The 26,018-nt window shown below is 35.7% G+C and carries 18 protein-coding genes; 4 read left to right on the forward strand and 14 right to left on the reverse strand.

The features are described from left to right. Positions 1-18: 18 nt before the first annotated feature. On the reverse strand, positions 19-2,496 hold the full coding sequence (locus BMX10_RS10710) for a sugar phosphate nucleotidyltransferase (RefSeq protein ID WP_090443695.1): 2,478 nt from the start codon (positions 2,494-2,496) through the stop codon (positions 19-21). Between the two features lie 170 nt (positions 2,497-2,666). On the opposite strand from BMX10_RS10710, the gene BMX10_RS10715 reads away from it, so the two are divergent. Beyond that, positions 2,667-3,161 (forward strand): YajQ family cyclic di-GMP-binding protein, encoded by a 495-nt coding sequence (locus BMX10_RS10715; RefSeq protein WP_090443698.1) that lies wholly within the window; start codon positions 2,667-2,669, stop codon positions 3,159-3,161. Positions 3,162-3,210: 49 nt separating this feature from the next. Here BMX10_RS10715 and BMX10_RS10720 read toward each other — a convergent pair whose 3' ends face one another. The 12 genes from BMX10_RS10720 to BMX10_RS10770 form a co-directional block, all read right to left on the reverse strand. Beyond that, complete coding sequence (locus tag BMX10_RS10720; RefSeq protein WP_170834778.1) at positions 3,211-4,551, reverse strand: nuclease domain-containing protein; 1,341 nt, start codon at positions 4,549-4,551, stop codon at positions 3,211-3,213. Further along, positions 4,544-5,677 carry an AAA family ATPase gene (locus tag BMX10_RS10725; RefSeq protein ID WP_090443705.1) on the reverse strand — a complete coding sequence of 378 codons (1,134 nt, stop codon included), beginning with the start codon at positions 5,675-5,677 and terminating at the stop codon, positions 4,544-4,546. The genes BMX10_RS10720 and BMX10_RS10725 overlap by 8 nt, the downstream gene beginning before the upstream one ends. 1 nt (position 5,678) lies before the next feature. Further along, positions 5,679-6,371: a hypothetical protein gene (locus tag BMX10_RS10730; protein ID WP_090443707.1), complete on the reverse strand. Its 693-nt coding sequence runs from the start codon at positions 6,369-6,371 to the stop codon at positions 5,679-5,681. A gap of 26 nt (positions 6,372-6,397) precedes the next feature. Next, positions 6,398-8,593, reverse strand: coding sequence for a DNA methyltransferase (locus BMX10_RS10735; protein ID WP_090443710.1), 2,196 nt, complete (start codon positions 8,591-8,593; stop codon positions 6,398-6,400). A 108-nt stretch (positions 8,594-8,701) separates the two neighbouring features. Beyond that, complete coding sequence (locus BMX10_RS10740) at positions 8,702-9,910, reverse strand: GGDEF domain-containing protein (RefSeq protein ID WP_139176429.1); 1,209 nt, start codon at positions 9,908-9,910, stop codon at positions 8,702-8,704. Positions 9,911-9,993: 83 nt separating this feature from the next. Then, the gene (locus BMX10_RS18020) at positions 9,994-10,158 is read right to left on the reverse strand and encodes a hypothetical protein (protein WP_170834779.1); all 165 of its coding nucleotides are present in this window, start codon (positions 10,156-10,158) and stop codon (positions 9,994-9,996) included. 100 nt (positions 10,159-10,258) lie between these two features. After that, positions 10,259-12,169: a diguanylate cyclase gene (locus BMX10_RS10745; RefSeq protein WP_090443716.1), complete on the reverse strand. Its 1,911-nt coding sequence runs from the start codon at positions 12,167-12,169 to the stop codon at positions 10,259-10,261. Further along, positions 12,153-13,319 (reverse strand): alcohol dehydrogenase-like regulatory protein ErcA, encoded by a 1,167-nt coding sequence (ercA, locus tag BMX10_RS10750; protein WP_170834780.1) that lies wholly within the window; start codon positions 13,317-13,319, stop codon positions 12,153-12,155. The genes BMX10_RS10745 and ercA overlap by 17 nt, the downstream gene beginning before the upstream one ends. Positions 13,320-13,623: 304 nt before the next feature. Continuing rightward, positions 13,624-14,568, reverse strand: a complete 945-nt coding sequence (locus BMX10_RS10755; protein WP_090443719.1) for an AEC family transporter — start codon at positions 14,566-14,568, stop codon at positions 13,624-13,626. A 13-nt stretch (positions 14,569-14,581) separates the two neighbouring features. Beyond that, positions 14,582-15,307, reverse strand: a complete 726-nt coding sequence (locus tag BMX10_RS10760) for an OmpA/MotB family protein (RefSeq protein WP_090443722.1) — start codon at positions 15,305-15,307, stop codon at positions 14,582-14,584. Beyond that, entirely contained in the window at positions 15,291-16,115 is an 825-nt protein-coding gene (locus BMX10_RS10765) for a motility protein A (protein ID WP_090443724.1), read from the reverse strand. The genes BMX10_RS10760 and BMX10_RS10765 overlap by 17 nt, the downstream gene beginning before the upstream one ends. Before the next feature lie 443 nt (positions 16,116-16,558). Further along, the gene (locus tag BMX10_RS10770) at positions 16,559-18,652 is read right to left on the reverse strand and encodes a putative bifunctional diguanylate cyclase/phosphodiesterase (protein ID WP_208976141.1); all 2,094 of its coding nucleotides are present in this window, start codon (positions 18,650-18,652) and stop codon (positions 16,559-16,561) included. Between the two features lie 436 nt (positions 18,653-19,088). On the opposite strand from BMX10_RS10770, the gene BMX10_RS10775 reads away from it, so the two are divergent. The 3 genes from BMX10_RS10775 (at position 19,089) to BMX10_RS10785 (ending at position 22,968) form a co-directional block, all read left to right on the forward strand. Beyond that, entirely contained in the window at positions 19,089-20,000 is a 912-nt protein-coding gene (locus BMX10_RS10775; RefSeq protein WP_090443730.1) for a polysaccharide deacetylase family protein, read from the forward strand. An 88-nt stretch (positions 20,001-20,088) separates the two neighbouring features. Further along, positions 20,089-20,445, forward strand: coding sequence for a hypothetical protein (locus BMX10_RS10780; RefSeq protein ID WP_090443733.1), 357 nt, complete (start codon positions 20,089-20,091; stop codon positions 20,443-20,445). Positions 20,446-20,661: 216 nt separating this feature from the next. Further along, complete coding sequence (locus BMX10_RS10785; RefSeq protein WP_090443736.1) at positions 20,662-22,968, forward strand: S-layer homology domain-containing protein; 2,307 nt, start codon at positions 20,662-20,664, stop codon at positions 22,966-22,968. Between the two features lie 51 nt (positions 22,969-23,019). Here BMX10_RS10785 and BMX10_RS10790 read toward each other — a convergent pair whose 3' ends face one another. Beyond that, positions 23,020-25,800, reverse strand: a complete 2,781-nt coding sequence (locus BMX10_RS10790; protein WP_090443738.1) for an Ig-like domain-containing protein — start codon at positions 25,798-25,800, stop codon at positions 23,020-23,022. Positions 25,801-26,018 lie beyond the last annotated feature (218 nt).

The following is a 26,018-nucleotide window of genomic DNA, read 5'->3' on the forward strand; positions in this document are numbered from 1 at the left end:
TTTAAAAAATCAAAGGCATCACTTCCTTTGACTTTTTAGTAACGCCTTTACTTTTTCTCGAAAAGCACTGGATAGTTCCTGTGCATATTCTTCAGAAAATCCTTCTGTATATAGGTTAAATAAGGGTTTTTCACTGTCGGGTAGTATCAGTGCCCACCCATTATCTTCCTTAATTTTTACCCCTTCAAACAACTCGATATTATTATGCTGATGCTCTTCTGCCAGCTGGCGAATAATCCACCCCTTATCCTGCCAGTCACAGGGGATACTTTCTTTAATAAAATAATAGGCTGGAATTGCATCTGCTAAGTCCTCTAGCTTCATATTTTTTTCTATCAAAAAATCAAGGATAAGACCTATGCCCCAGATGGCATTATAGCTTAGTACATATTGTGATAGCCCTTTATCCTCTCGCTCTTCCATACTGAGCATAGCATTCATAATGCTGGCTGGATTAGATTTTGTTCTCCTGACCTGGACATGATGTTCCTTTGCAATTTTTTCGATGCGTTCAGGGTAGGTATGGGGTAAAACGATCTCTTTTTTAATACCTTCCATTAGGAGCATCATCACAACCAATGCATCAAACTTTTCCTGCTGTATTATCCTTCCTTTCTTATCCACTAAGATCATAGTTTCTCCATCTTCACCTATGACTACTCCAAAATCCACTTTTCTCATTATGACCTGTTGAGACATATGCAGCAAATAATCTTCTACCTTACTAACATTTTCTATGCTATAGTCCTGCTGTACGCCACATCCTATCATTTCTAGGAATTCACAGGTTAGTTTTTGCATTTCCTTGGATTTTGAACTCACTAGTATCTTGGGATGCTTTCTTCTTATTACAGCAATATTTTTCAACAGCCTTGTTCCATTGTCTAGATAAAAGGTTTTAAAGCTGTCTATATGAATAGTGGATTTGATTTGATCTGCATTACCCCTTCTAAAATCCTCTCTATTAAAGAGGTTTTCTATTTCCCTTTCTGTAGCCCTCTGAATGTTAGCACCATTTTTGTCTGCAAATTCTATATGTACCAAGTTTTTATCTGTATCATCCATTCTTACATGTATACCACCATTACCATTAAAATGGGTTACTGCAAAACGATTCATTGGCATAGCTACATTTCCTATATGGATGACTCCAGCACCCGTGGAATGAATTCCTGCTATTAAGGCATTTTTAATAATACTGCTGGCATTAGAGGCATCACTGCTTATGATAATAGCACCTGGTTCCTTTAAGGATGAAGCAAAGGCTGTCCCTAATCTAGATGCAAACTCTGGACTTATATCTATATTGATTTGTCCACAAACATCCTTGAAACCAAAAATAGTTTTTGAAGCCTTGGTCCCCCACACTAAATTTTGATTTACTATTGTGTTTTCATCAATCTTTTTGTGGGGCCAAAGTTTAATATCTGGTTTAACAATCACCCCATCCATCAATGTGCTTCCTTCACCTATGACTGCATTTTCATAGATTTCTACCTGTTTTTTTATTTCCACATCATTACATATAACTGCACCGCTACTATGAGTGTCTCTGCCAATACTGGTGTTATTCCAAGCAACACTTCTTTTCAGGGTTGCATTCTTCCCGATACTACAGTGATCTCCTATAGTTGTATAAGGCTCTAGCTTGCTTCCTTCTTCTAAAATGCAATCTCTTCCTACATAAACTGGTGGCGTTATGGATACATTATCTCTAATTTGTGTACCTTCTCCAATCCATATGCCTTCTTCTATCTGATATCCATCTATCGCTATATTCACTTTTCCCTGTAATATATCAAAATGGGTCTGGGTGTAGGAATCTAATGCCCCTACATCGCACCAATAATCCTCAGTGATGTATCCATACATGGGTATATTGTCTGCTAAAAGCTTTGGAAATAAATCTTTGCTAAAATCAAAGTTCTCACCTTTTTGGTAATAATGGAGAACCTCTGGTTCTAATATATACATACCCGTATTAATGGTGTTACTAAAAACCTCTCCCCAGCTAGGTTTTTCGAGAAATCTTGTTATCTTTCCATCTTCATCAGTAATGACAACGCCATATTCAATGGGGACTGCTTCTTTTTTTAATATAAGGGTTGCTTTGGATTGTTTCTTTCTGTGGAAATTTACAGCTTTTTGAATGTCTATATCGGTTAAGGAATCCCCACTCAAGACAATAAAGGTATCATCGATAAACTCTGCAGCATTTTTTACACTGCCACCAGTTCCTAATGGAACCTCCTCTACATAATATTGTAAATTGATACCCCACTTTTCCCCAGCCCCAAAGTAATCTGTTATAACGGTAGGAAGATGTGCTATGGTAACTGCAATCTGCTGGATTGCATGTTTTTTTAACAACTCAACAGTGTAAGCCATCGTAGGTTTATTTAGAATAGGAACCATTGGTTTTGGTATGCTACAAGTAAGCGGTTTTAATCTTGTTCCTTTTCCCCCCGCCATTATAATAGCTTTGATATGAATCACTCCATTTCATGATTTTTTCTATCCTAATTATTTTGTGAGAATCCTTTATTTCTATACATGAAAATAACAGCACTTATTCTAGTGATGCTGAGCTATCTTTATAACTTGTTTTTTAGGGAAAAAATGGCTATAATAGGTAAAGATATACTATGTAGAAAAGGAGTGATAAAATGGCGGCAAAGGATAGTTCTTTTGATGTTGTTTCTCAAGTAGACATGCAGGAGGTCACTAATGCAATAAGTCAAACAGAAAAGGAAATCGCCCAAAGATTTGATTTTAAAGATAGTAATACTACTGTTGAAAAGAATGATAATGAAATTCTTATTGTTACTTCTGATGATTTTAAGCTTAGAAATGTAGTGGATATTTTACAAACAAAGCTTACAAAAAGAAGCGTCTCTCTGAAAGCTCTTGACTATCAGAAGGTAGAGAATTCATTAGGGGGAAGAGCTAAACAGGTGATTAAAATCAAGCAGGGGATTAGTCAGGAAGAGGCAAAAAAAATCACCACTTTAATAAAGGGCTTAAAACTAAAGGTACAAGCCTCTGTACAGGGTGATGTTGTCCGGGTATCAGGCAAAAACAGAGATGATCTTCAGATGGTGATTCAAGCTTTAAAGGATGCTGACTTGCCTATGAATCTACAGTTTATTAACTATAGGTAAATACTTTTGGGAGGAGGTATCATATCAGTTATCCTCCTCCCATCTTTACCTACAATGTCAAAGACTTGTTGAATAATTCTTTAAAGCTTTTATCCTTATCTAAGTCCTCTAGCTCTTTAAATAAATGGCTTAATACCATATTATCTAAATTTAATTCCTCTATCTCTATAGCATTGCTATTATTATCTAAAGAAGGATTATTGGTTTTATTGATATAGAGCTTTGTTGTATTGGATACAGTTTCTATTTCCTTGTTGTAGTATAACAGGATACAGGGAGCATCCTCCAGTTTGAAGTTCTTTAGGTAACCCAGCATCTTATACCGATCATTAGAATTATCAAAATTGGTTTTGTATTTTGCATCCATCAAAATGACTTTTCTTGCAGCTTCTTTCTTAATAACGAGAATAACATCTGGTATCCCCGTCATAGGCTTTGTTTTTTTATAGTGTTCTGTCTCTTCATCATATCTTATCTGAATGTAGTCTCCTGTTTTTAGTTGACTAGAATTTTGAAAATAAACATCTATTTTGCTCTTCCCATTGATAAATTCAAAAATCGGTCCCTTAGAATTATACATTAAAAATCTTTGTTTCTCTCTTTGATAATTATTCTTTTCTAGAAAAAGCTTAATACTTTTTAGGACATAATATTCAAATACCTTATCAACAGTAATACTATCCAGCTTAAGAAAATCATATTTTTCTTTGTTTTTAAATTTATTGAACCATGTGTAAAAAACTCTATATTCCTTTGGTAATTTTTTATAGGTTTTTTGCATCATCAGCTGTAGATGTTTTTGGTTAATATCACCTTTTACTTGAAGAACTAAGTCCTGTATGATTTCATCATTCAATAGATGTATTAGCTTTAAATATACGCCATATATTTTCTTGTAAACCTTTAATTCCTTTACTTCAGGAATGTTATTGGCATCCTTAATAATGCCTTGCAGGTCTTTTACAAGGGTCATCAGACTGGCAGCGAAATAGAGATTATAATAATCATCATAATTTTTTTCCTTTACAATTAATCGAAACTCCTGTATTTTGTTAATATCTTTCCCGCTTTTCAGCAGTCTACTAACATATTTTTTGTCTAGCTTTCCACCGATTAAGTGTTTTGAGTATTTATAGCTTTTCTGCCTTGTATATTTTAAAGAATCAATGATATTTCTTATGAAATAAATCCCCTTCTTCGGATATAGATGAGATACCATGTCTATTCCTTTAATGGCCCAGAGAATATAATTGAGATTCACTTGTTCAGGATCTATTTCCTGAAGGGATTTATCAAAAAAATCATCAATAAACTCCCTTACTTGCATATTGTCTGTAATAATTAAATCTAGAGAACCTTTTAAAAATCTACTATAATCGTTATTATTCATAGTCCTCATCCAACTCTAAAGTAATATCTCTTGTTAGTTCTTCTAAGGATGCCTTAGACTGCTTTAAGCCATATGCTTCCAGAAGTCTCTTCATTTTTTGTTGTATTCCTATCTCAATGTCCTGTAATAAAGGAATAATTTTCATAGCCACTGCTAAGTCAATATTATCCTCTATTTCTGCAGTACTATCAAGCTCCTGCATCTCAAACACTAAACGTCCAATGTCAATGTATACACCAGTTCCAATCTCCAGCTTTATTTCTCTATTCTTTTCAATAAAACCCTTGATAAATGCTACAAAGTCATTTAATAAAGCTTTATCTGCTAATGGGAAATCAACCTCCAATGAAGCCTTTATGATCTCTGACTCTCTTTCTAGACTTTGGGGTACATTGATGGGAATCAACGCAAACCTTCTTCCCTTTAAAGCAAACGGCAGCTTATACAAAACATTTTTGTCAAAGGTATTCATTGTTCCAATGATTCGCAGTCTTTTAGGCATATATAAAATTTCTTCCTTTTCTTCCTGTAGATAGCTAATCTTGTATTTTTCCTTTAGCTCTTTCTCAGTGACATTCTTTCTGATAGGCTCTAGGGCTGTCATAAGGCTGGATAGATATCTGTTTACATCTCCTCTATTAATCTCATCTATCAGCAGCCAACATGCATCAAATGCACTACTCTCTGTAGCTTTGTAGGCACTTATGGTGTCGTAGTAAATATACTGATAGGTTCTCTTGATGGACTTAACCAAACTGCCCTCTATAAATTTAAAGCCCTTCTCTGCAATATATTGTTCACTGCCTAACAAATAATCAGGGCTGTCCCAATTTTCTCCTGCTGTTGTTACCTCTAGCTCACAATGAAAAATATCCACCAGCAACCTAACCAACTCTGTTTTTCCAGTTCCAACAGGCCCATATAAAATAATATGATGACCACTAACAATAGCTGCCACAATCATCTTTAGGATATTAATATCATCCACTAAAACCTTATTGTCATCAATGGTCTTCTGCAGCATCTCCATTATATTCTGAGGAATATCCAATGGCTCCAGTGCATATTTTACTTTTTCTCTATCTTTAATCTTATTTATATCAAAAGTGCTGTTTAAATTGCTCATTTTATTGATCTACTCCCATTAAAAATTTATCAATTTTTTCTTCAAGTCCATCGCTTTGGTATAGTTCTCTATATAATGTCTCATTGGTTTTTTTATTAATGGTTGGATACCTTCTAAGAATCCTTTGAATAAATTTATTTTTATCTTCCCTTAAAACTAGCTTCGATAATCTTCTACCTTCTTTTTCAGAGCTCACAAAGCCTGTATTTACCATAAAGTTAGCAATATAGGTATACATCTCTGTTTTATCCTTGCTAAAGGATTTATTGGATAACGTTATTCTTTTTCTACCTTCTAGGTATTCTCTTATCTCCTCTACAGGGATATCCATGATATTATTTACATTTTCTCTCGTCAACTCTCTATTTTCATATAGTAGCTTCAACAATATCCAAAAGGGATAGATATCCTCTACACAATAAAATAAGATCTGAATTCTTTTTATAGCTTCTCTCTCCAAAGTCTCCTGTGTTTCACAATAGACCAGTCCCACAGGGGAAATATTTAGGATATTTCTTTGTCTCTCTTTGATGAATCCAAACTTTTCCATATCTTGACTGTTGGAATGGGTGCTTTTTATCTCTTTTTCACTATAATAGCTTCTTAGTAAGCCCACTATGGTATCAATGTTATTTCTCAAATCACTGACACAATCGTACATGCTTTTTATTTGATTTTTCTTTACCTTGCCCATGAAATCCCTCCCGTCAGTGACTATGTCTATGTGTATTTCAAAGTAACAATACTCTCCCTTAAAAGGAGCTTATCCTTTTCCTCGATTATTTTCATCTGCTGTGAGCTGGTTCTTAATGGTCTGGCTTTTATTATTTCCACCAGCTGATAGCCTAAGCTTTTTCCTATGACTCCAATGATTTCATCAGTAGGGATAACAACACCTCCATATGCAGAGTTGCCTACAATAATAGAGATGATTGCTCCTTTTTTCATTTTAGGTCTGAGTTTTTCCAATAATTCTCTCATATCATAGAAATAATTATTAAGCATAATGGGTATTTTTTTATCCTTAATTCTCTTATCCTTTACTCTTTCATTAATTTTCACCATGATTTCTGTAAAGTAACTATGATCTAGAACATCTTGACTTTCCAGTTTTGCATTTAGATTACTTCTCATAGCAGTTTTCTTTAGCTTTCTCCAATCATCATGATTTTTGATGTATTCTCCTAACCATAGCTCTACCTTATATACTTCAAAATAATCAAAGCAATTGGCATATGGCGGGGAGGTAATAAGCATTTCTATATCCTTTATGTCTTCATATTTATCTATGTTCATGGAGGAATCATTGATAATAGATAGGCTGGCCCCATGCTTATTTTTTTCTTTAAAGGTACTGATATCCTCCAAGGCTATTTGTAATTTTTCCCTATATCTTTCTTGAATTTTATCAATAGGAAAGTTTCTATTCACCTTTTTTATTCCATTACCATCTTTTTTGTAGTCGGACACTTCTTCTATCATGGATAACCATAGAATCTTAAGTAAATCTGATACTTTTTCATTGGCTATCTTCTTTTCAATATGGGCTTTATAGGATAATAAAAGGTCTAACTTTTCCTCAGATATATAATTTAGCAGGGGATCCCAATGAGGATAAGCTTGTTTTTCAATAGCAATCTTTGGTAGATTTTCTATGAAATCTTCTATTTCTTTGATGTCTCTCTCATCATAATTACTTGTCTTTACCTTTGCTGCCAGTACTGAAATGGGATTCACATCAAAACCTACACTATCAATCCCCAAGCTATAGGCTTTAAATAGGGTAGATCCCGCCCCCATAAATGGATCTATGATTCTTTTACAATCTTCCTTTTTATAACGCTTTATTAGCTGCTCCACCAGCTTGCCACTATAGCTTTCCTTGAAATTAAACCATCGATTTACTGTTTCCTGCTGGATTTGAGATGGATTAACTAAATCCTTGTACTCAACAATTTCTTCAATGTTTATTAATGGAAGATTTTGTTCCTTTTCTTCTATATCAAGAATCGCTAAATTAGCTGCTGCTGTTTCCTCTGATGATGTCACCACCAAACCAGCGGCCTCTCCCATGCTTTTTGCTGCTATATGGCAATATTCTAGGGATTGTTCTATACCAATAAACCTTCTATCCATTTCCTTGGCAACCTTTGTGGTGGTGCCGATGCCATTAAAGGGATCTAAAATAATATTGTCCTTATAGGTGTATAGCTTTAGCAATCTTCTTACCAATTCCTCTGGATACGGACAAGGGTGTTCTTTTTTATTTTGATTATTGGCGATACACATCAGGTTCTCATAGCCATGCTCTTCATTAATATACCATAAATTTTTTGTCCAGTTTTTAAACTCCTCTGCCTCAATATCGATCTTTTCTTTATCTCCCTCCAGCTTTGTTTGCTCCTTTGAGAAAACCATTACTACTTCCCCCAAGGGCCTAAAAACTGGATTAGATGGGCTTTTCCAGCTTCCCCAGGCTGTATTATTTCCTTGAAAATGATTGATATCCTTTCCCTTGTGCCAGGTAATAAATTCAAACTCAATAAAAGCTAACTCCTCGCATAATCCTGCAATCATGGTAGCTAAAAACCTTACTTTTTTTGTCTTTTTATTTTTAACGGCAAAGGGAACATTGATGGCAAATCTTCCACCCTTTACAAGGATTCTATGTATTTCTGTAATAACATCTCTTAAAAAATCTTTATATTTTTCCCACTCTAGGTTATCATCATAACCATCATAGTTATGGGCGGCATTATATGGCGGTGAGGTCACTGCAAACTGTAGACTTGCACTTGGTAAGGTTCTAAGTACCTCTAATGCATCACCATTGTACAGTTTATTCCAAAATACCCAATCTCTATGGATTTCTTCTATCTGGAGGCTGTTATCAGCCCTATTAACTACTTTCGTCATTATGTACACTCCTCTTTGGTATTACATTCATTTAGTTTAAATTATACCATAATCTAAATTCCATATGTTAGTGTTTTTGAAAACGTATGTTTGGTTTAGTTTTTCTTATTATTTACTTACACAGTTTCTCCCTTTTTTCTTGGCTCGGTATAAAGCTTTGTCTGCTTCCTTTCTTACTTCCTCAGGAGTTGTATATTTTTCATTCTTCTCTGCAATCCCCATACTGACTGTTACCCTTAGGATTTTCCTTTGACTACTGTTGGCTTTCTTATTTTTTGACTTTCCTTTTCCTCGATAAGTATATCCTTTTTGTGCTATCTTTTTTCTCAATTCCTCAAGATGTGGATAAACCGCCTGCATGCTTTTATTAGGAAATAGCATGGTAAATTCCTCACCACCAAATCGAAATGCTTTGCCTTGACCTCCCTTAAGACAGGCTGCCACCATCATTAATACTTCATCTCCTACATCATGACCATATCTATCATTAAACTTCTTAAAAAAGTCAATGTCCACCATAGCAATGGTATACTGTCCCCCTAGCTTTAACAACTCCTCCTCTAAGGCCCTTCGGGAAGGAATTTGCGTTAGTTTATCAATATATGCCATGGCATAGGAGTCTTTAATGATGGATATAATCAGCATAAGAGCCGTTGCAGAGAAAAATACAGAAAATCCCTCTTGATTTTCTACTCTATAAAAAACAATTCCCATAGCAATCAGTATAGAAAAAAAGGTTTTGTCTATAAAACTATCCGTGATAATAGATTTAGTAAAAAGGATGATGCCAGGTAGTACAAAAAGAAATATTTTGCCATTTATCTCCCACCCTATCCATGCCGATGCTTCTATGAAAAAATCCTCCTCAAGCAGGCGAAGAATGTCAATAGTTGCAAATCTAATGATATAGTAAATAGCCCATCCCTCTACTAAGATAAAGAGAATTTTGAGTCTACCCCAAAAGCTTAGGATACCCCTTTCCCTTAGAAAAGAGAAAATTACTAAGTTCAGTGGAAGAGCTAGAGTAATGAAGATAATAAACTTCTCCTGTGGTTTTAGGAAAGTAATTATTACCTCTGGAATAGAAATATAACTACAATAGGCTGCTGCTAAAATAAAAGCGATGAACACTACTTTGCTTTTATTGAACCAGCAACCCAATATAATTGCCAAGAGGAATAAAATATAAGGAAAGTACTGGAAGAAATCCTTCCAGTTTTCGTATAGGCTGCCCATGTTTAGATAGAAAAGATAAGTAGCCAGTAAAAATCCCAAAAGAAGGCTATAGGATATAAAAGTATTTATCAATTTTTTCACTTTTCTACTTCCCTTCTCTAACTTTTTACTGCTTATTAAATTCAACAAAAAACCCCTGTTTTCCTGTAGAAATTTATATTTTTCTACATTCTTAGAGGAATATGGGCACCAAATACTATTTTCCTTTCTAGGCCTTGATTGTTTGTAATCCTCCAGATTTGAATATCAAAAAAAGAAGAGGATAGAGAGTTAACAATCAACAAAATCCAGATGCTGCCATCGCCATAATATTTACTATATTTTTTCAACACCAATCCTGCCTAGGATGGTCAATCATTTGGTTTCAAAAAAGAAAGTCCCTATACCTATACTGTATAGAGACTTAAGATAGTTTTGAATTTACATGCTTTATTCCTCTTTATCTACTTTTTCTTCTTTTAATACCTGTTCTAAGAAGATTTTTACAATCTCCGGATCAAATTGTGTTCCTGCATTATCTAAAAGCTCTTGTATTGCAATTTCTTTTGGTAAGGCTTTTTGATAGGATCTATGATTGGTCATGGCATCATAGGCATCTACAACAGCGAGAATTCTTGATAGTAATGGAATGCTCTTTCCTTTGATGTTGCTAGGGTATCCACTACCATCCCATCTCTCATGGTGGGTCAGTATATACTCAGCAATCTGAGTAAGCTCTGGTGCAGACTGTGCAATACGGTATCCAATCTCAGGATGTCTCCTTATTTCTCTCCACTCTTCCTCTGTAAGCTTGCCTGGTTTGTTTAAAATATGGTCTTTTATTGCGATTTTCCCTATATCATGTAAAACCGCCAATAATTCCAGCTGATATAGCTGCATCTCAGAAAGTCCCATAGCGATACCAGTTTTTTTGCAATAATATTTCAATCTTTCAGCATGTTCTTCTGTTTCGTGGCTTTTTTCCCATAGGGTCCTTTTTATAGAACTCACAATGGCACTCCTCAAACTGCGACTTTCTAGAAGTTTATGTTGGTACATAAAATCCTCTGCCTTCTTTAATAGCTGCATTATATCCTGTTGAGGCTTTTCCTTGCTGGCATACCCTAAAGAGATAGATGTTTTGATCGTATACTCCTCTTGATTTTCACATTGCAGATTGATTCTATGGCATATACTTTTTGCCTGATCTTCTGATGTACGGGGCAAAAGTACAATGAATTCATCTCCACCCCATCGTGCAACAATATCCTCTGCACGGCATGAGTCTTTAATGATTTTCGCAGCTGACTGCAGAATTCGATCTCCTTCTTGGTGGCCAAATACGTCATTTGTTAATTTTAGTCCATTTATATCTCCTATGATGATGGATAATGGCAGCTGTCTTTCAGTATCAAGCCTTTTAAGCTCTTCTTCAAAAAAACTACGGTTATATAATCCTGTTAATTTATCATAGTAGCTTAAACGGATTATTTCCTCCTGCCTTTGTCTTTCTTCTGTTTGATCTCGAAAAACCAACACAACCCCTTGAATTTCGCCATCTTTATCTCTTATAGGTGCTGCGCTGTCAGCGATAGCTCTTTCTATCCCATTTTTAGCTATTAATGTGGTGTGATTGGCTAATCCTATAGTTTTTCCAGTAGTCAGAACCTTCTTTACTGGGTTTTCACAGGGTACACGGGTGTATTCATTAACAATATTGAAAACCTCTCTCATTTCCCTTCCCTGTGCATCCTGCTGAGACCAACCAGTAAGCTCCTCTGCAACACTATTAAGCATAACAACCCTGCCATCCTTATCGGTAGCGATTACTCCGTCTCCAATAGAATGCAATGTAATTCTTAAACGTTCCTTTTCTAAATGTAGAGCATTTTCCCATTGTTTTCTCTCTGAAATATCCACCACTGTAAATGTAAGCCCTTTTGCAGGTGTTTCTTCATCCAGTGGGCTAAAACTTAATAATATAGTAATAAATCCTCCACTTTTTTGCTGCCATTTTGTTTCTATGGTATGGATCTCTTTTCTTGCAAATTGTTGATGGTTTCGTAGTCCTGCCTCTTCATATTCTTTCTCTGATGCATAAAAAATTTTTAAATTTTTCCCCACAAGCTCTTCTTTTGAATACTCTGTTATATTGCTAAGGGCATCATTTGTATCTTCCATAACGCCATTCATCATTATTCCTATCCCTACTGGTACCGTATATAAAATGCTTTCTAGTTTTTCTTTTCTACTTTGCAGCTCTGGATAGTAGTTTTTTCTAAAGGATTTTTCTCCCAATCCCAGTATTTTTTCCCGCAACTCTATCTCTTGATCAGTCATTTTATCAATATGCTTTTTCATAAATCACCTCTACATCCCTCTGTTGAGGAAGAATGGGATTAGTCGCCATACATGCATCCTTCACGGCATATTTTGCTAGAATTGGAATGTAGTCAGCTGTCAAGCCGATATCTCTTAGACTTTTATGAATCCCTATTATTTGCTTCAAATCTTTGATGTGCTCAATAATAGCATTTTTTCTAGATAATTTATCCATATACATTAACTGCAAACCCATAGCTTCCCCTATCTCCCTATAATCCTCTGCTACAGCTTCATAATTAAAGTCAATTACATGTTCTAATAAAATAGCATTGCATTCTCCATGGGGGGTATCTAAAAGACCTCCCATGCTATGGGCCATAGCATGTACAGCTCCTAAGCTTGCATTTGAAAAAGCGATTCCAGCGTAGAGGCTGCCTAGCATCATCTGGCCGTATGTATTAAGATCTACAGGCTTCTTTACAGCTTTAGGAAGATTTGTGGATATGATTCTGATGGCCTCCAAGGCATATAAATCTGTAAAAACAGACCTAGCATTTGAAACATAGGCTTCAATGGCATGCGTTAATGCATCCATACCAGTGCAAGCCGTTAAATAGTCGTCCATAGAAGTGAGGGTCATAGGATCAATTAATGCCACATCCGGTACTATGGCTTTGCTAACAATAGCCATTTTAAGGTTTCTTTTCTGATCTAAGATGATGGAGAATTGTGAAACATCTGCAGAACTTCCAGCAGTGGTGGGAATACAAATCAGAGGAGGTATGGGCATCTCTATTTTATCAATGCCTTCAAAGTAGTTAATATCTTCTAAGTTTGCTATAACAATCCCTATGCCTTTTGCACAGTCCATAGGGCTGCCTCCGCCTACGGCAATGATGATGTTGCAATTTTCCTGACCATACAGTTCTGCCCCTGCCATCACTTCCTTAGCTCTTGGATTAGGTGTCACGTCAGAAAAAACAACATAATCAACATTGTTTTCTTCTAGTGAATCTATAACATCCTTCACCCATCCTGCATTGATAACACCTTCGTCAGTTACCACTAGTGCTTTCCTGCCTCCAAAATTTTTTGTATAGCGACCAATTAATAGCCTGGCATCCTTTCCAAAAACAAATTCAGGTGCTAGAAATTTTCTTAAGTGTAAAACTGAATCCAGCATCATACAAGCTTCCCCCTTTTCTCTACCTACTGTAAATCATGCTCTTTGAGATTTTTTCTCATGACGATAAATAGACCTTACAATGAACTTACCCTTAAAATTCTATATAAAACATAGTGCCCCCTCCATAATTCAGCTAATTATGACAAATTATGCTAATAATCTTATTATATCATGAAATTCATCTAAATTCTAAATAAATGCTCATACTCCTGCTATTGAATTGCTTGGGTTTTGACTTCCTCTGCTAATCCTTTCGACTTCGATAATTTGCTTATTTTAAGATTGAAGTTACTTTTTTGTGTTGCTATGAAATCCTGCTCAATAAAACCATATATAAAGGTATGATAAAGGCACTAACAAGGGTGGTAAAGGTAACCATAACAGTAGCATACTCATAATCTCCGTCATAGGCCCTTGCCACAATAGCCACCTGTGCCATAATAGGCATTGCAGATTGAATAATAAATACTTTCAGCATCAAAGGTGGCATAGGGAAGAACATTGACAGAATATATACCACCAAAGGTGCTATCAAAAATCTCCCTAAAAATAATAGCATCTGATCTATACTAAAGGTGAGCTTAGTTAAGTCAATGAAATGAAAGGTCATTCCAATAAAAAGCAAGGATAGCGGTGTCGTTAAATTTCCTAGGTATCTGCTTGTATCCATGATAAAGCTAGGTAATGTGATCTCTAGCATCACCAGGATTATGCCTGCAAAGAGGCCTATAAAAGGGGGGGATAGGATAGATTTTATTGTTTTTATTGAGAAAATATCTTTCTTCATTTCCCCACCGTCACTGCTAATCTTCATAACCCCAATGGTCCAAAAAAATAGGGTGTTGGCTGCAAAGTATAATAAAGCATATGGAACACTGGCTTCACCAAAGAGTGCAATGTTTACAGGGATACCTATGAATATTGTGTTTGAAACTGTAAACATCGTTTGGAACATACCTCTTTTAGATTTTTCAACGAAAAAGTAAGAAAGGATCATGCTGATTAGAAAGCATATCATCATAGAAATAAATGGGATAACAAATCCCACTGCTGAATCCATTAAAATTTCTTTGGTAAAGGAAGTGCTAAAGGTATAAATCATTAATGCTGGCAGTGAGATGGTTGTAACAAGTTTAGAAAAAAGCTGGGATGCACTCTTGTCAAACCAGCCTTTTTTTGTTAAATAAAATCCTATTAAAATTAGCATAATAATACTCAGAATGCTTTGTAATGCGCTTAAAAAAATCATCTCATACCTCTTTTCAGTTAAGAATAGTAATTTCTATTCTTCGGTTATTGGAACGACCCTCTGGTGTGTCATTGGTATCAATAGGCTGATTTTCCCCATATCCACTGACAGAAATCCTTTCCTCTGCTATTGTCTTTTCTTCCATTAAAACCCTGGCAGCGTTCATAGCTCTAGCAACAGATAGCTCCCAATTTGAAGGATATAAAGTACTGTTCATAGGGACATTATCTGTGTAGCCTGCCACCACAATCTTATTATCAATTTGCTTTAATTTATCGCCAATGTGGTTTAATATCACATGTCCATCCTCTGATATCTCTGCTCTTCCACTTGAGAAAAGAACACTGTCTTTAAAGCGAATCAAAAGGCCTACATCACTTTGTTCAATGTCTATTAGGTCTAAAAGATGTTTTTCTCTTAAATAACGGATAAACTCTTCTTGAGATTGCAATATGTCTACCTCTATATCTTCTAATCCAAACAATATGGCAGCCAAAGATTCCTTTTCCTGCTTTAATACTATGTTTTCTTCGCTTAACTCCTCCACTTGACTGCTAAGTTCTTCTACCTCCAACGAAAGATGTTGCTTGATATCATATAAAATGCTTGTTTCCTCAGCAGTATAAGTAAAGAATAGAATAAAAAAGCATAAGACAATAGTAATCATATCGCTATAGGTAATAATCCAATTGTTAGAAAACTTTATTTCATGTTTATTGTCCTTATAATTGGAATTCATAGGGTTTATAATTCCTTTCCTTCATCCTCTTATCAGGGTATTCCAAACGTTTTTCTTCCTTAAGCATAACATTCATTTTATCAAATACATTTCTTGCGGAGTCATTTCTAGCAACCAATAACAAACCTTCAGTGATGATGTTATACCTTAAAATGTTTTTATCAATATATTCTTTAATTCTTACCATGATTGGCACAGCAATAAAATTAGCTATTAGGCTACCATATAATGTACTTACCAAAGCCGCCGCCATATTATTCATGATTTCATAGGGTTGATGTATATTAGATAACAGGCCAATCAGACCTACTAGGGTGCCAACCAGTCCTAAAGACGGCGCTATATGAGAAATCATTTTGAAGACATTGTAGGCTTTAAATAAATTTGTTTCTCTTGATTCAATATCTTTTTCTAAGATATCTCTAATCACTTCTGGCTTTTTATAATCGTTTAATAAAATCATGCCATCCCTCAAAAATGTATCTTGTTCTACATCAATATCGGATTGTAGCGATAACAAACCATCCTTTTTCACCTTAACAGCGAGGCTATGGATTTTATAAATATCTTCAGCATAATCAATTTCCTTCTGAAAGCTTTCCTTCGTTATCCTCGTGGTATCTGATAAAGTTGTCATGGGAAAGCTAACAAGCACAGATATAAAGATACCTGCAAAAATAATTTGTATTGCTGTTAAGTTGAGTAATACCTTCAAAGAAATACTGCTGATTAAAGATTGACCTATTACTAAAACCATCACTGCAATGATGATTTGTTTTTGATTTTTTTTCCAAAAATTATTTTTCATCTTTTTCCTCCAATTTTAAAGCATACTATTAAATCTTTATAAGGATTTTCTCTGATAGAACCTTATGTAAATTTTGCTAATCATTCAACTTTTTTCTTTGTATTTTTACATTTTTCTTGCTTTATTATATCATATTTTTCTCTCTATGCTGTAGTGGAAATTCAGTTAATGGTTTATTAAACTCCTTTTAAATCCCATAAAAATAGTAAAGCTATAGCTCAGGATATCCAGAAAAGTATGGAAAGATTTATTTATTCAACAACCTCCAGGCTGTTCAAAAATCTTCAGCTTGGAGGCGCAAAAAAACCCGGCAACTGTAGCGTATACGTAATACGTAAAGGTGCTGGGTTTTTGAAGCAACGAAGAAGTATGAATCTTATTATTTTAAGCTATACCTCAGTTCTTTTCCATCTTTATTAATCTCTTGTCCTATGTTAGATTCTTCATTGTGTTTTTTCCTTTAACAGCGATTCTATATCCTCCACTGGAACAGGCTTACTAAAGTAATATCCTTGCCCAATATCACAGCCGTTTCGTTTTAAAAAGTCTAATTGTTCTTTCGTTTCTATCCCTTCTGCTACAACCTTTAACCCTAGGTTATGAGCCAAATCAATAACAGTTTTTAAAATATAGCACTCCTCCTCTTCAGTATCAATATTACTTATAAACCCTCTATCTACTTTTAATATATCGATAGGGAGCTTTTGTAAATAGGTTAAAGAAGAGTATCCTGTGCCAAAGTCATCTAAGGCAATGGTTATGGCAAACTCCCTTAGCTGGTGCAGTACTTCTATTGCCTTTTCTAGGTTATCTATTACAGCGGTTTCCGTAATCTCCAGCTCGATATCTCCACATTTTATGTAATACATTTCTAATATTTTTCGTATATTTGGTACCAAATTAGGCTGAGTCAACATTTTGCTCGATAAATTAATAGAGATTTTTATATCATCATATCCATTTTCTTTCCAAAGTTTTTTTTGTTTGCAGGCAGTTTTTAAAACCCATTCTTCGATTTCTCCAATATATCCAGTTTCTTCTGCAAAGGGTATGAATTCCATCGGCGAAATGAATCCTTTTTCTGGATGTATCCACCGAATAAGTGCTTCTATTCCTATAATTTTGTCAGTACTTAAGTCAATCTGAGGCTGATAATATAGCTGAAACTCTTGATTATTGATTGCATACCTCAATTGATTGCTCATATGTACGTATTCCCAGGTTTTTTTCCGCATATCAGACATGTAAATACAAAATCCGTCTTTTTGATTTGCTTTCATATGGGACATAGCTGTATCAGCATTTTGCATGAGTTCCGCTACATCTGTTCCATGGTTAGGATATATGGCAATTCCTATGCTAACAGAGATAAAGAATTCCAATTCACCTAAACTCCATGGTTTTCTTAGATAGTCTTTTATTTTATTCACCTGTAAAATAATTTCTTCATTGTCTTTTATATCCATCAAGACAATAGCAAATTCATCCCCACCTAAACGGGCTACTAGGTTGGGTGGTTTTATGTAATATGCTAAGGTATTTGCTATAAATTGAATTAATTTGTCTCCCGCTTTATGGCCCATTGTATCATTTATGTTTTTAAAATTGTCTACGTCAAAATTAAGAAACGCCAATTTTTTGTTATTTTCTTCCGCTTCCTTTATTTTTTTACTTACTTCCTCTTGAAGCATTATTCGATTAGGGAGCTTTGTGAGTGGATCAAAATATGCTAGCGCATGCAGTCTTTCTTCCATATTTATTCTCTCTGTAATATCTGTATGGGAGCCAGCGATACGTATTGCTTTTCCTTCTCTGTCCCATACAGCCTTCCCACGGCTAAGAATCCAAAGGTATCCCCCGTCTTTTCTTCGGACTCGATAGGTATTCTCATAGATTCCTTTCTTTGAATTAAGATAAGCTTCCACTGCATCTAGGGCTTTTTGTCTATCATCAGGGTGAAAAAGCTGCTGCCATGTTTCAAGGTCATCCTTCAGTTCCTGCCCTTCATATCCAAAAGTACTTTTATATTTTAGAGAGAAAAAGTATTCTCCCGTTTGTAGATCCCAATCCCAAATCCCATCGTTTGCTCCCTCTACCGCCAATTGATAGCGCTGGTCACTAATCATAAGGGCATCACGATGCTTTTGTATTTCTTTGTATTGCTGCATTAGCTCCTCATCCATTGCTGTCAATTCTTCATGGGTAGCACTTAGCTCTTCATATCCGTGAAAAACTTCGTCAATGGCCATCTTAAACAGCATCATCCTATTGCTTATAATAAAATAAAATATTACCCCTGTTATAAGGACATAAAGCCATCCTTTGTATAGTTGAATTGCCTTAAAAATCTCCGGATCTTCAACAAGGATGGCTAAAACTTTATCTGATAATAGTATCCAAAGACCGCCTACAAGGAGATAGATGATAAAAATTCTTAATGCTTCCATTCGTGGGTTAACATTTTTCCTTAGTCTTAAGAAATCCCCTAGCTGATGTTGTAACTTATGGTCAATCTCTTTAAGATTTTTCTTATCCACCATACAATTCACCCATTTCATAATAAAATAATATCGCAAAGTCTTTGGATCAATATTTTTACATTGTTTTCTCCTTGGAGTATTGTAAACTCCTATTAAACTATTGCAACTATGGTGTTTTCATCTTCAGCTACGGAACCTATTAAATTTAAGGAAAATATTGGCATTCATATGGATTATACCCTCTCTTTATATGCTTCAATCACAGCAAAACTGCCTATTTTTATATGTCCTTAGGATAATGATTTCTGTGCAAAAATCAATTTTTATCTTACGCCTCCAGTTTAAGAATATATCATTAAATTTTTGAAAGTATTATTCTATCATCAGTTCATTCTTGCTTCTTTTTTTCTTCTGATTGTCACGTCAATGCCACAAGAAAGATTTACTATGTAGCCATCTATCAAAATATTTTAATTAAGGATGGTGAAGTAACATGAGAAAAAAGAATGCAACAATGATAGTAATTCTGTCTATCATAATCTTTACAGCCTATTTCTTAGTGTGGGCTCTAGAAGGAGATAAAAATAAGGTAAGCCTCAGCTTAAAAGAAAAAAGTATCTTAGAAGAAGTTTTTGGTGATCAACACGAAGTACTTCCTATGCCGCTCGATGAAGATGAAAATTACATCCCGTCTGATTTTGCTCAAGAAGTGCCTGTCTTAGTATATCATCATCTTTTAGAAAAAAAAGATCTGCCTAGTTCCCCCAACGAGTCTATTATCGCTGTAGAGGACTTTCGCAGACAAATGGAACTTCTAAATCAACATGGTTTTCAAACCGTTAGCCTTGATGCTTTGAAATTCTTTGTAAAAGGCGAAGAACCTCTTCCTTCTAAAAGTGTTGTTATTACCTTTGATGATGGTTATAAAAGCAATTATATTTATGCCCATCCAATTTTGAAGGAATACGGTTTTGAAGCCACAATTTTTTTGATTACTGATTATATTGCGGATGAGACGCTGGAGTTTGACCCCAGCCAACTCCAATATTTCAGTTGGGAGGAAATTCATTCAAGTCAAGATGTCTTCAACTTTGCCAGTCATACTCATAATTTACATTTATTAGATTCTAATAATGAAGGTTATCTAATTTCTAAGCCTGAAGATGTGGTAATAACAGATCTGGTAAAAAGTAAAGAGCTATTGAACACTACACATTTAGCTTATCCTTATGGACATTATGATGAAAAAATCTTAGATGTTTTGCAAAAACTGGGTTTCACTACTGCCTATACCGTCATAGAGGGAAATGTTCAGGTAGGAGATAATCTTTTTGAATTAAAACGATGGGGCATATATTATAGTACCTCCCTTGAAATCTTTGAGGAAAAACTAGGCCTTCAATAATAATTTACATGTATTTGTCATAAAACTGTCACAAAAAGAAAGCATAATATGATTGTAGGACAAAATAAAATTAAAGGAGATGTTAAACATGAAAAAAAGTCTTTTAGTTCTAACACTAAGTCTAACCCTAGTACTAATAGGGAGTAGTCTAGCTTTTGCAGACACTCAGCCTACTGGAAATGGGTTACAACTTTACACAGCTGCTGGTTCTACTGAAGAGCTACTTGAATTAAAGCTTTCAAAAATTGATCAAATGGTAGCTGATGGAAGATTGACACAAACTCAAGGAGATGATTTTGCACTTAAGCTTCAAGAAAGAATGAATAATTGTAGAAGCATTGGTGGAAACAGAGATGACAATCAAAGACTAGCTATTGGCTTTGGCAGGACAACAGAGAAGGGTTCCTTTAGAGGCGCCGGTAATAGATTTGGTTTTAATAGATAAGAGAATAAAGATAACATGTAAAAGCGTACCATCATTTTTCAGATGGTACGCTTTTTTTATGTTATTGGAAAATTGAATGATATTGTTGATTCATGTAATAAAATTTAAATAATAACTGGACAGTTTATTACATAATTTACCACATTCTATTGGTATACTGTTCTTGATTGTTAGATCAAAAAAATCAATAGAATACATTTAGAAGGGAGAGATATTATGAAACAAAATTTTAGACTAGAAAGGGGTGAAAAAATGAAAATGAAGCTTAGGAGACTAGCTATTCTTCTAATGTGTCTTGTCATGATTATTCCAAGCTTTACATTTGGACAACCATCAGCAGGTACTGATATTGAAAATCATTGGGGCCAGAAACATATTGAAGAATGGCTAAATAAAGGTCTCATTTCTGGATATCCCGATGGTTCCTTTAGACCAGATTATACTATCACTAGGGCTGAGTTCTTTACATTGGTAAACAAAGCTTTTCATTTAAATGATACCTTGGAAATTAGATTTAATGATGTAAATGAAACAGATTGGTTCTATTCTCAAATCGGTAAAGCCTTAAAGGCAGGTTATATCTCAGGCTATCCAGACAATACCATTCAACCTAATAATAGTATCAGTAGACAAGAAGCCGCCATTGTTTTAACGAAATTACTGAAATTAGATACCTCTTTAGAGGATGATTCAATTAACATTTTTCAAGATAGTAGCAAAATCGCAAGATGGAGTAAAGGTCCTGTTTCAGCGGTTATAAGGTATGGATTGATGAAAGGCTATCCTGATGGCAGCTTTCACCCAGAAAGACCCATCACAAGAGCAGAGGCGGTAATTGTGCTAAATAAATCATTGCAACTATTAGAACTTATAGAAATTGAAGAAAGGGTCGAAGATGTAGAGCTTAAAGATGAAATAGATTATGATTCAACTAGGAGCAGTTCAGGCAGTAGTAGACGTAATGATACCTATCCTCCGTCTGCTAAAAACTTAGATGCATTTAAGTTAGCTGTAAATGAAGACATCCTACTGCTACCAAAAGATTTAGCCACATATGGAGAAAAAGTAATAGCTGCTACAATGGAAAATACGTCGATTGCATCTGGAGAAATATTACAGGAAAATGGTCTAAAAATAATGGGTAAAGAAGTTGGTGAAACAACAATTACAGCAACCGTTTCTAATTCTTACGGTCAAGTAAATATAACCTTTACTATTGTTGTGATAGATTCCAGTCAAGTTCCAACAGATGCTAAAATAGTTGAAGAAATTAAAAAAGATTTAGATTTATCTGTTGAAAATCCCACAGGACGTAGCAAAACATCGAAAATTGCTTTGCCTATTACAGATACTAAGGGGTATGAAACAATTATTACATGGAAATTAAAAGACCAAGCACAAGACAATAAATACATACTAATAGAGGACAATAAAGCCATTATCTACCGCAGAGGAATTTCTGGTACTGGACATGACAATGGTGGATGCACCGTGGATGACCTTTCAATCCTATCCTTCATGAACATAGGTGAGATTGGCATATATTGTGGAGGCGATATTGGTCAAGAAGAATGTAGTGATACTGGAGGTAAAACAAGAATCGTAGCTTTGACAGCTGCAATTAAAAAAGGTACCTCTGAAGCTGTAAAAGACTTTCATGTGATGATTCCTTGGGGCTGGGGCAGAGCCATTACCATTGGTGAGGAAACTTCAGAGGATCATTCTCACAATGAGACTACTCCTATTCCAAGGGACTTTCCAGATCAAATCCTATATTTAGGACAATATCCTTTATTTCTAATGGCTGAAGACCTAGCTTCATATGCTACAACCGTTACACAGGCTGTATATGAGCCTGTATCTACCACTGTATCTGAAGCTGTTTATGGAGAACAACAAAATACTGGAAGTGTTAGTTTAAAACTGTTAGATGATGGTAGACTAAAAGTCACACCCGTGCAAAAAGGAAAAGTGAATGTTAGAACAGAGGTTAAGAATGAAGCTGGTAAAATTGATATTGACTTTGGAATTACAATCGAAGCTCCTGAAACTGTGGATGCCCCATTGGCTGTATCAGAAGCATCAAATCATTTGAAGCTTTTCCTATACAGTAGAGGACATGGCCCTGATCAAATAAATAAAGTAACACTACCAAGCACTGATATGCTAGGATACGGGACTACCATCACCTGGGTAAGCAGCAATGGTGATTTTGTCACCGTCCAAGATGAGGAAGCCATCATTCACCGTCGAGGAATGGTCCCAGCAGGCGAAGGCTGTGGAGGAGACGCTCATACCCATATTGCTTCATTAATGGCTATGGATGTAATAACGCTTAACTGCATTGATGGAGATCATAGTCATGAGGATGGAAGCTGTGGAGCCGGTAGCGATCCGGGCGGTCGTCTTTCGATTGTAGAACTGACTGCAATTATTCAAAGAAATAGTATAGAAAAAGTTAATCAATTTGACTTTACTATTCCTTGGGGATGGGGACGAGAGATAATTTTGAGGAAAAAATAAGCATGATGAATGGACTACAACCTTTGTAGTCCATTCCCTTTCACACTATTACTATTCTATCAAGTCTAAGCATTTTGATAGCATTGCAAGTAATTCCGCCATTGTTATGGTTTGATTAGGCCTAAAGGTATTGTCAGGATACCCTTTGATAATTTTAAGCTTATAGGCCTTTGCAATATACCCTTTTGCACTGGCATCAATTTCTTTACTATCCAAGAAGGTAAGAACAGCGTCATCTATTTCCTCAAATCCAAACACTTTCATTAACAAAACTGCTGCTTCCTGACGAGTTGCAAACTTTTTCCCATCGCTGCTCATTTCAGGGGTCTCTAGCTCTTTGTTGGCGTTAATAGATATGAGTAATTCTAAAAGTTGAACTTCATTTATCTTGTCATCTAGGCTCTTGTCTTTATCAAAAACACTCTTTAAAATCTTTTCTTTTTGAACTAAGTTATCAATAAATTTTTTTGCCCAATGTCCTCTAAATCTTTCAACATCAATTAATGTAGCAAGAGTAGCTTCAGGAATATCTTCAAGATCATTTTCAAGGACGGATTCAACATCAATTAATCTACTTGAACCGCCAGAACCTGATGAATTAGGCCGACCTCCAGTCTTATCTCCATTACTATCTGATTCTTTTGAAGAATCACCGTTTGAGTCTTCACCATTTGGGTCTTCACCATTTGGGTCTCCACCATTTGGGTCTTCACCATTTGGGTCTTCACCATTTGGGTCTCCACCATTTGGGTCTCCACCATTTGGGTCTTCACCATTTGGACTAGGGCCTACATATATGTTAGTCACTTTACGATCTAAAGATCCATCCCTCATCAGATGGACGGCCTTCATCAAGTCTCCGTCATGTGATTCTGGATTTATCAGGTTTAAATTATCTACATAACCCATAGGTGTTACTTGAAGTAAAAGATATCCCCCAAGCTTTATTGGCTCTCTAGGTGTTATCCATTCAATAAATCCTTCTTCATTTGCTTCTCCAATCATTTTTACTTCATCCACAAATTTGTCTAATTCAATGCCTCCTTGGCCGCCTGGTGGATATGGATTGGCCGGTGTCCCTCCGCTATAGTAGTCTTTCCAAGTGATTTCAGCGGGGGTTTTATCTGCAACTTCTTCTCTAGCTAGCAGAAAAACAATTCCTTCAGGACCCCTATAGCCACCAATCATTTCTACCATTACAACTATTTTTTCAACTGGTATTGTTGGTGTTGCCCTGCCTCCCATAAAGTTAGTCATGAGGGTTTGTTCATCAGCCTTAGGATAACTTGGATCTTGACTCATATAGACGAAGTATCGGTTGCTGTAGTTCTGTGTGATACTAAACTCTGTTGCGCCATGTAGATGAAACTCTGTTGAAGTGCTAAAGATTATAACTTCACCTTCACCTAAAGGTACTGTACTTCCTCTATCTATTACCTTTACGTAATATTTTACTCCATTCGCAAGATAATCTTCCCCTTTTTCAGTAATGAGTTTATCAACTAAATTTTCTACATTGATATAAACATCATAAGCATGATCAAAATGCTCAGTGACTATTCCACCTTCTAGGGTAGGTATGATATATTCAATTTCAGGTGCATGCCCTACTGATACATGACAGTATGCTTTAAATCCTCCATCTACGGTTTCAACAGTAATGACTGCTAAACCTGGTGAAATTGGCGTTACCAAACCATCTTCATTAACTGTGGCTACATTTCCATTGGATGAAGACCACACAACATCAGTTATTGTCGCATTTAGAGGGTTTATTGTTGCTGTTAGTTGCTGGCTTTGGTTTCCTCCTATACTTAAGGTGATTGCGTTTGTATTTAGTGTGACGCCGTTTACAGGTACTGCAGCCTGTTGAGATATAACAGTCACTCTACAAGCTGCTTCAGCATTTCCATCATTAGACGTAGCAGTGATAATAGCTTCACCTGGTGCCTTTGCTTCAACAACCCCATTACTGTCAACAGTAGCTATATCATTATTACTTGAAGACCATTGTACTCGTTGATCATTAGCATTGGCTGGGTAGACTTTTGCTGTAAGCTGCTGTGTGATACTACTAAAAATCGTTAATGTAGTCTTGTTCAGTACGATTCTTTCTACTAATTGATTACCTACTACATAAGTAAGGGTTACTTCTTTAGTTTCTCCAGCATCAGAACCTTTCAGTTGAATATCTACCTTGGGAGTTATAAAACCTGGTATAACTTCCCCTATAAGCTGCCACTCATCCCCTGGTTTTGCAGAAAAAGTAGCTATATTATTATCTGTTTTTTCTGTGGTTGATGAATGTGCCCCAACTAGTGTTAAATTTACATCTCGTGACGCTATTCCTTCTGGCCATTCAACAGTTACTTTTAGTGTGATTGAGATGCCACTTTCTGAATCGCCTCCTTTGCCCGAACCGCTGCTCCCTGGACCTCCTTGACCTGAGCCGCTGCCGCCTGAGCTGCCAGTGCTTCCTTCATCTAAACTGTCGTCTCCCGAGCTTCCTTGACCTGAGCCGTTTCCTCCTGGACCTCCTTGACCTGAACCGCTTCCTCCTGGGCCTCCTTGACCTGAACCACTTCCTCCTGAGCCTCCTTGACCTGAACTACCACCTGTTCCTCCATGAGAATCGTTTTCTTCACAGCTTCCTGTTTCAGTATCCACTATAGGAGTAGTTTGTTCTCCAGAGTCATGATGTCCACTATTCGAACCACCAGCTCCCTTGCCGCTTCCTCCATCTCCATGGCCATAGACAAGCATAGGTTGTACAAATGCCGCCAGCATCAGCATGATTGTCATACCTATTGCTATTGATTTTCTTCCATTCATTTGCTGGTCACCTCCTTTCGTTGTTAATATATGCAAAATAAACTATAGTATTCCAACGTTTTGAGAATTAATTATTTGCTTAATTATCGGTGGATTCAATAAATTCTTTGATAAAAAAAGTTTCTATTGTTACTCAAGGTCTGGTGCCTTAATTACTCTGAAATACGAACAAAATGTAACATATTTTAAAACTAAAGGCATATAGAATACTGAACTTA

The sequence above is a fragment of the Natronincola peptidivorans genome (assembly GCF_900111615.1).
GTDB lineage: Bacteria > Bacillota > Clostridia > Peptostreptococcales > Natronincolaceae > Natronincola_A > Natronincola_A peptidivorans.

Coding starts and splice junctions, on each gene's coding strand:
- BMX10_RS10715 (WP_090443698.1), top strand. CDS start 2,667: ATGGCGGCAAAGGATAGTTCTTTTGATGTTGTTTCTCAAGTAGACATG.
- BMX10_RS10720 (WP_170834778.1), bottom strand. CDS start 4,551: ATGAATAATAACGATTATAGTAGATTTTTAAAAGGTTCTCTAGATTTA.
- BMX10_RS10725 (WP_090443705.1), bottom strand. CDS start 5,677: ATGAGCAATTTAAACAGCACTTTTGATATAAATAAGATTAAAGATAGA.
- BMX10_RS10730 (WP_090443707.1), bottom strand. CDS start 6,371: ATGGGCAAGGTAAAGAAAAATCAAATAAAAAGCATGTACGATTGTGTC.
- BMX10_RS10735 (WP_090443710.1), bottom strand. CDS start 8,593: ATGACGAAAGTAGTTAATAGGGCTGATAACAGCCTCCAGATAGAAGAA.
- BMX10_RS10745 (WP_090443716.1), bottom strand. CDS start 12,169: ATGAAAAAGCATATTGATAAAATGACTGATCAAGAGATAGAGTTGCGG.
- ercA (WP_170834780.1), bottom strand. CDS start 13,319: ATGATGCTGGATTCAGTTTTACACTTAAGAAAATTTCTAGCACCTGAA.
- BMX10_RS10755 (WP_090443719.1), bottom strand. CDS start 14,568: ATGATTTTTTTAAGCGCATTACAAAGCATTCTGAGTATTATTATGCTA.
- BMX10_RS10760 (WP_090443722.1), bottom strand. CDS start 15,307: ATGAATTCCAATTATAAGGACAATAAACATGAAATAAAGTTTTCTAAC.
- BMX10_RS10765 (WP_090443724.1), bottom strand. CDS start 16,115: ATGAAAAATAATTTTTGGAAAAAAAATCAAAAACAAATCATCATTGCA.
- BMX10_RS10775 (WP_090443730.1), top strand. CDS start 19,089: ATGAGAAAAAAGAATGCAACAATGATAGTAATTCTGTCTATCATAATC.
- BMX10_RS10780 (WP_090443733.1), top strand. CDS start 20,089: ATGAAAAAAAGTCTTTTAGTTCTAACACTAAGTCTAACCCTAGTACTA.
- BMX10_RS10785 (WP_090443736.1), top strand. CDS start 20,662: ATGAAACAAAATTTTAGACTAGAAAGGGGTGAAAAAATGAAAATGAAG.
- BMX10_RS10790 (WP_090443738.1), bottom strand. CDS start 25,800: ATGAATGGAAGAAAATCAATAGCAATAGGTATGACAATCATGCTGATG.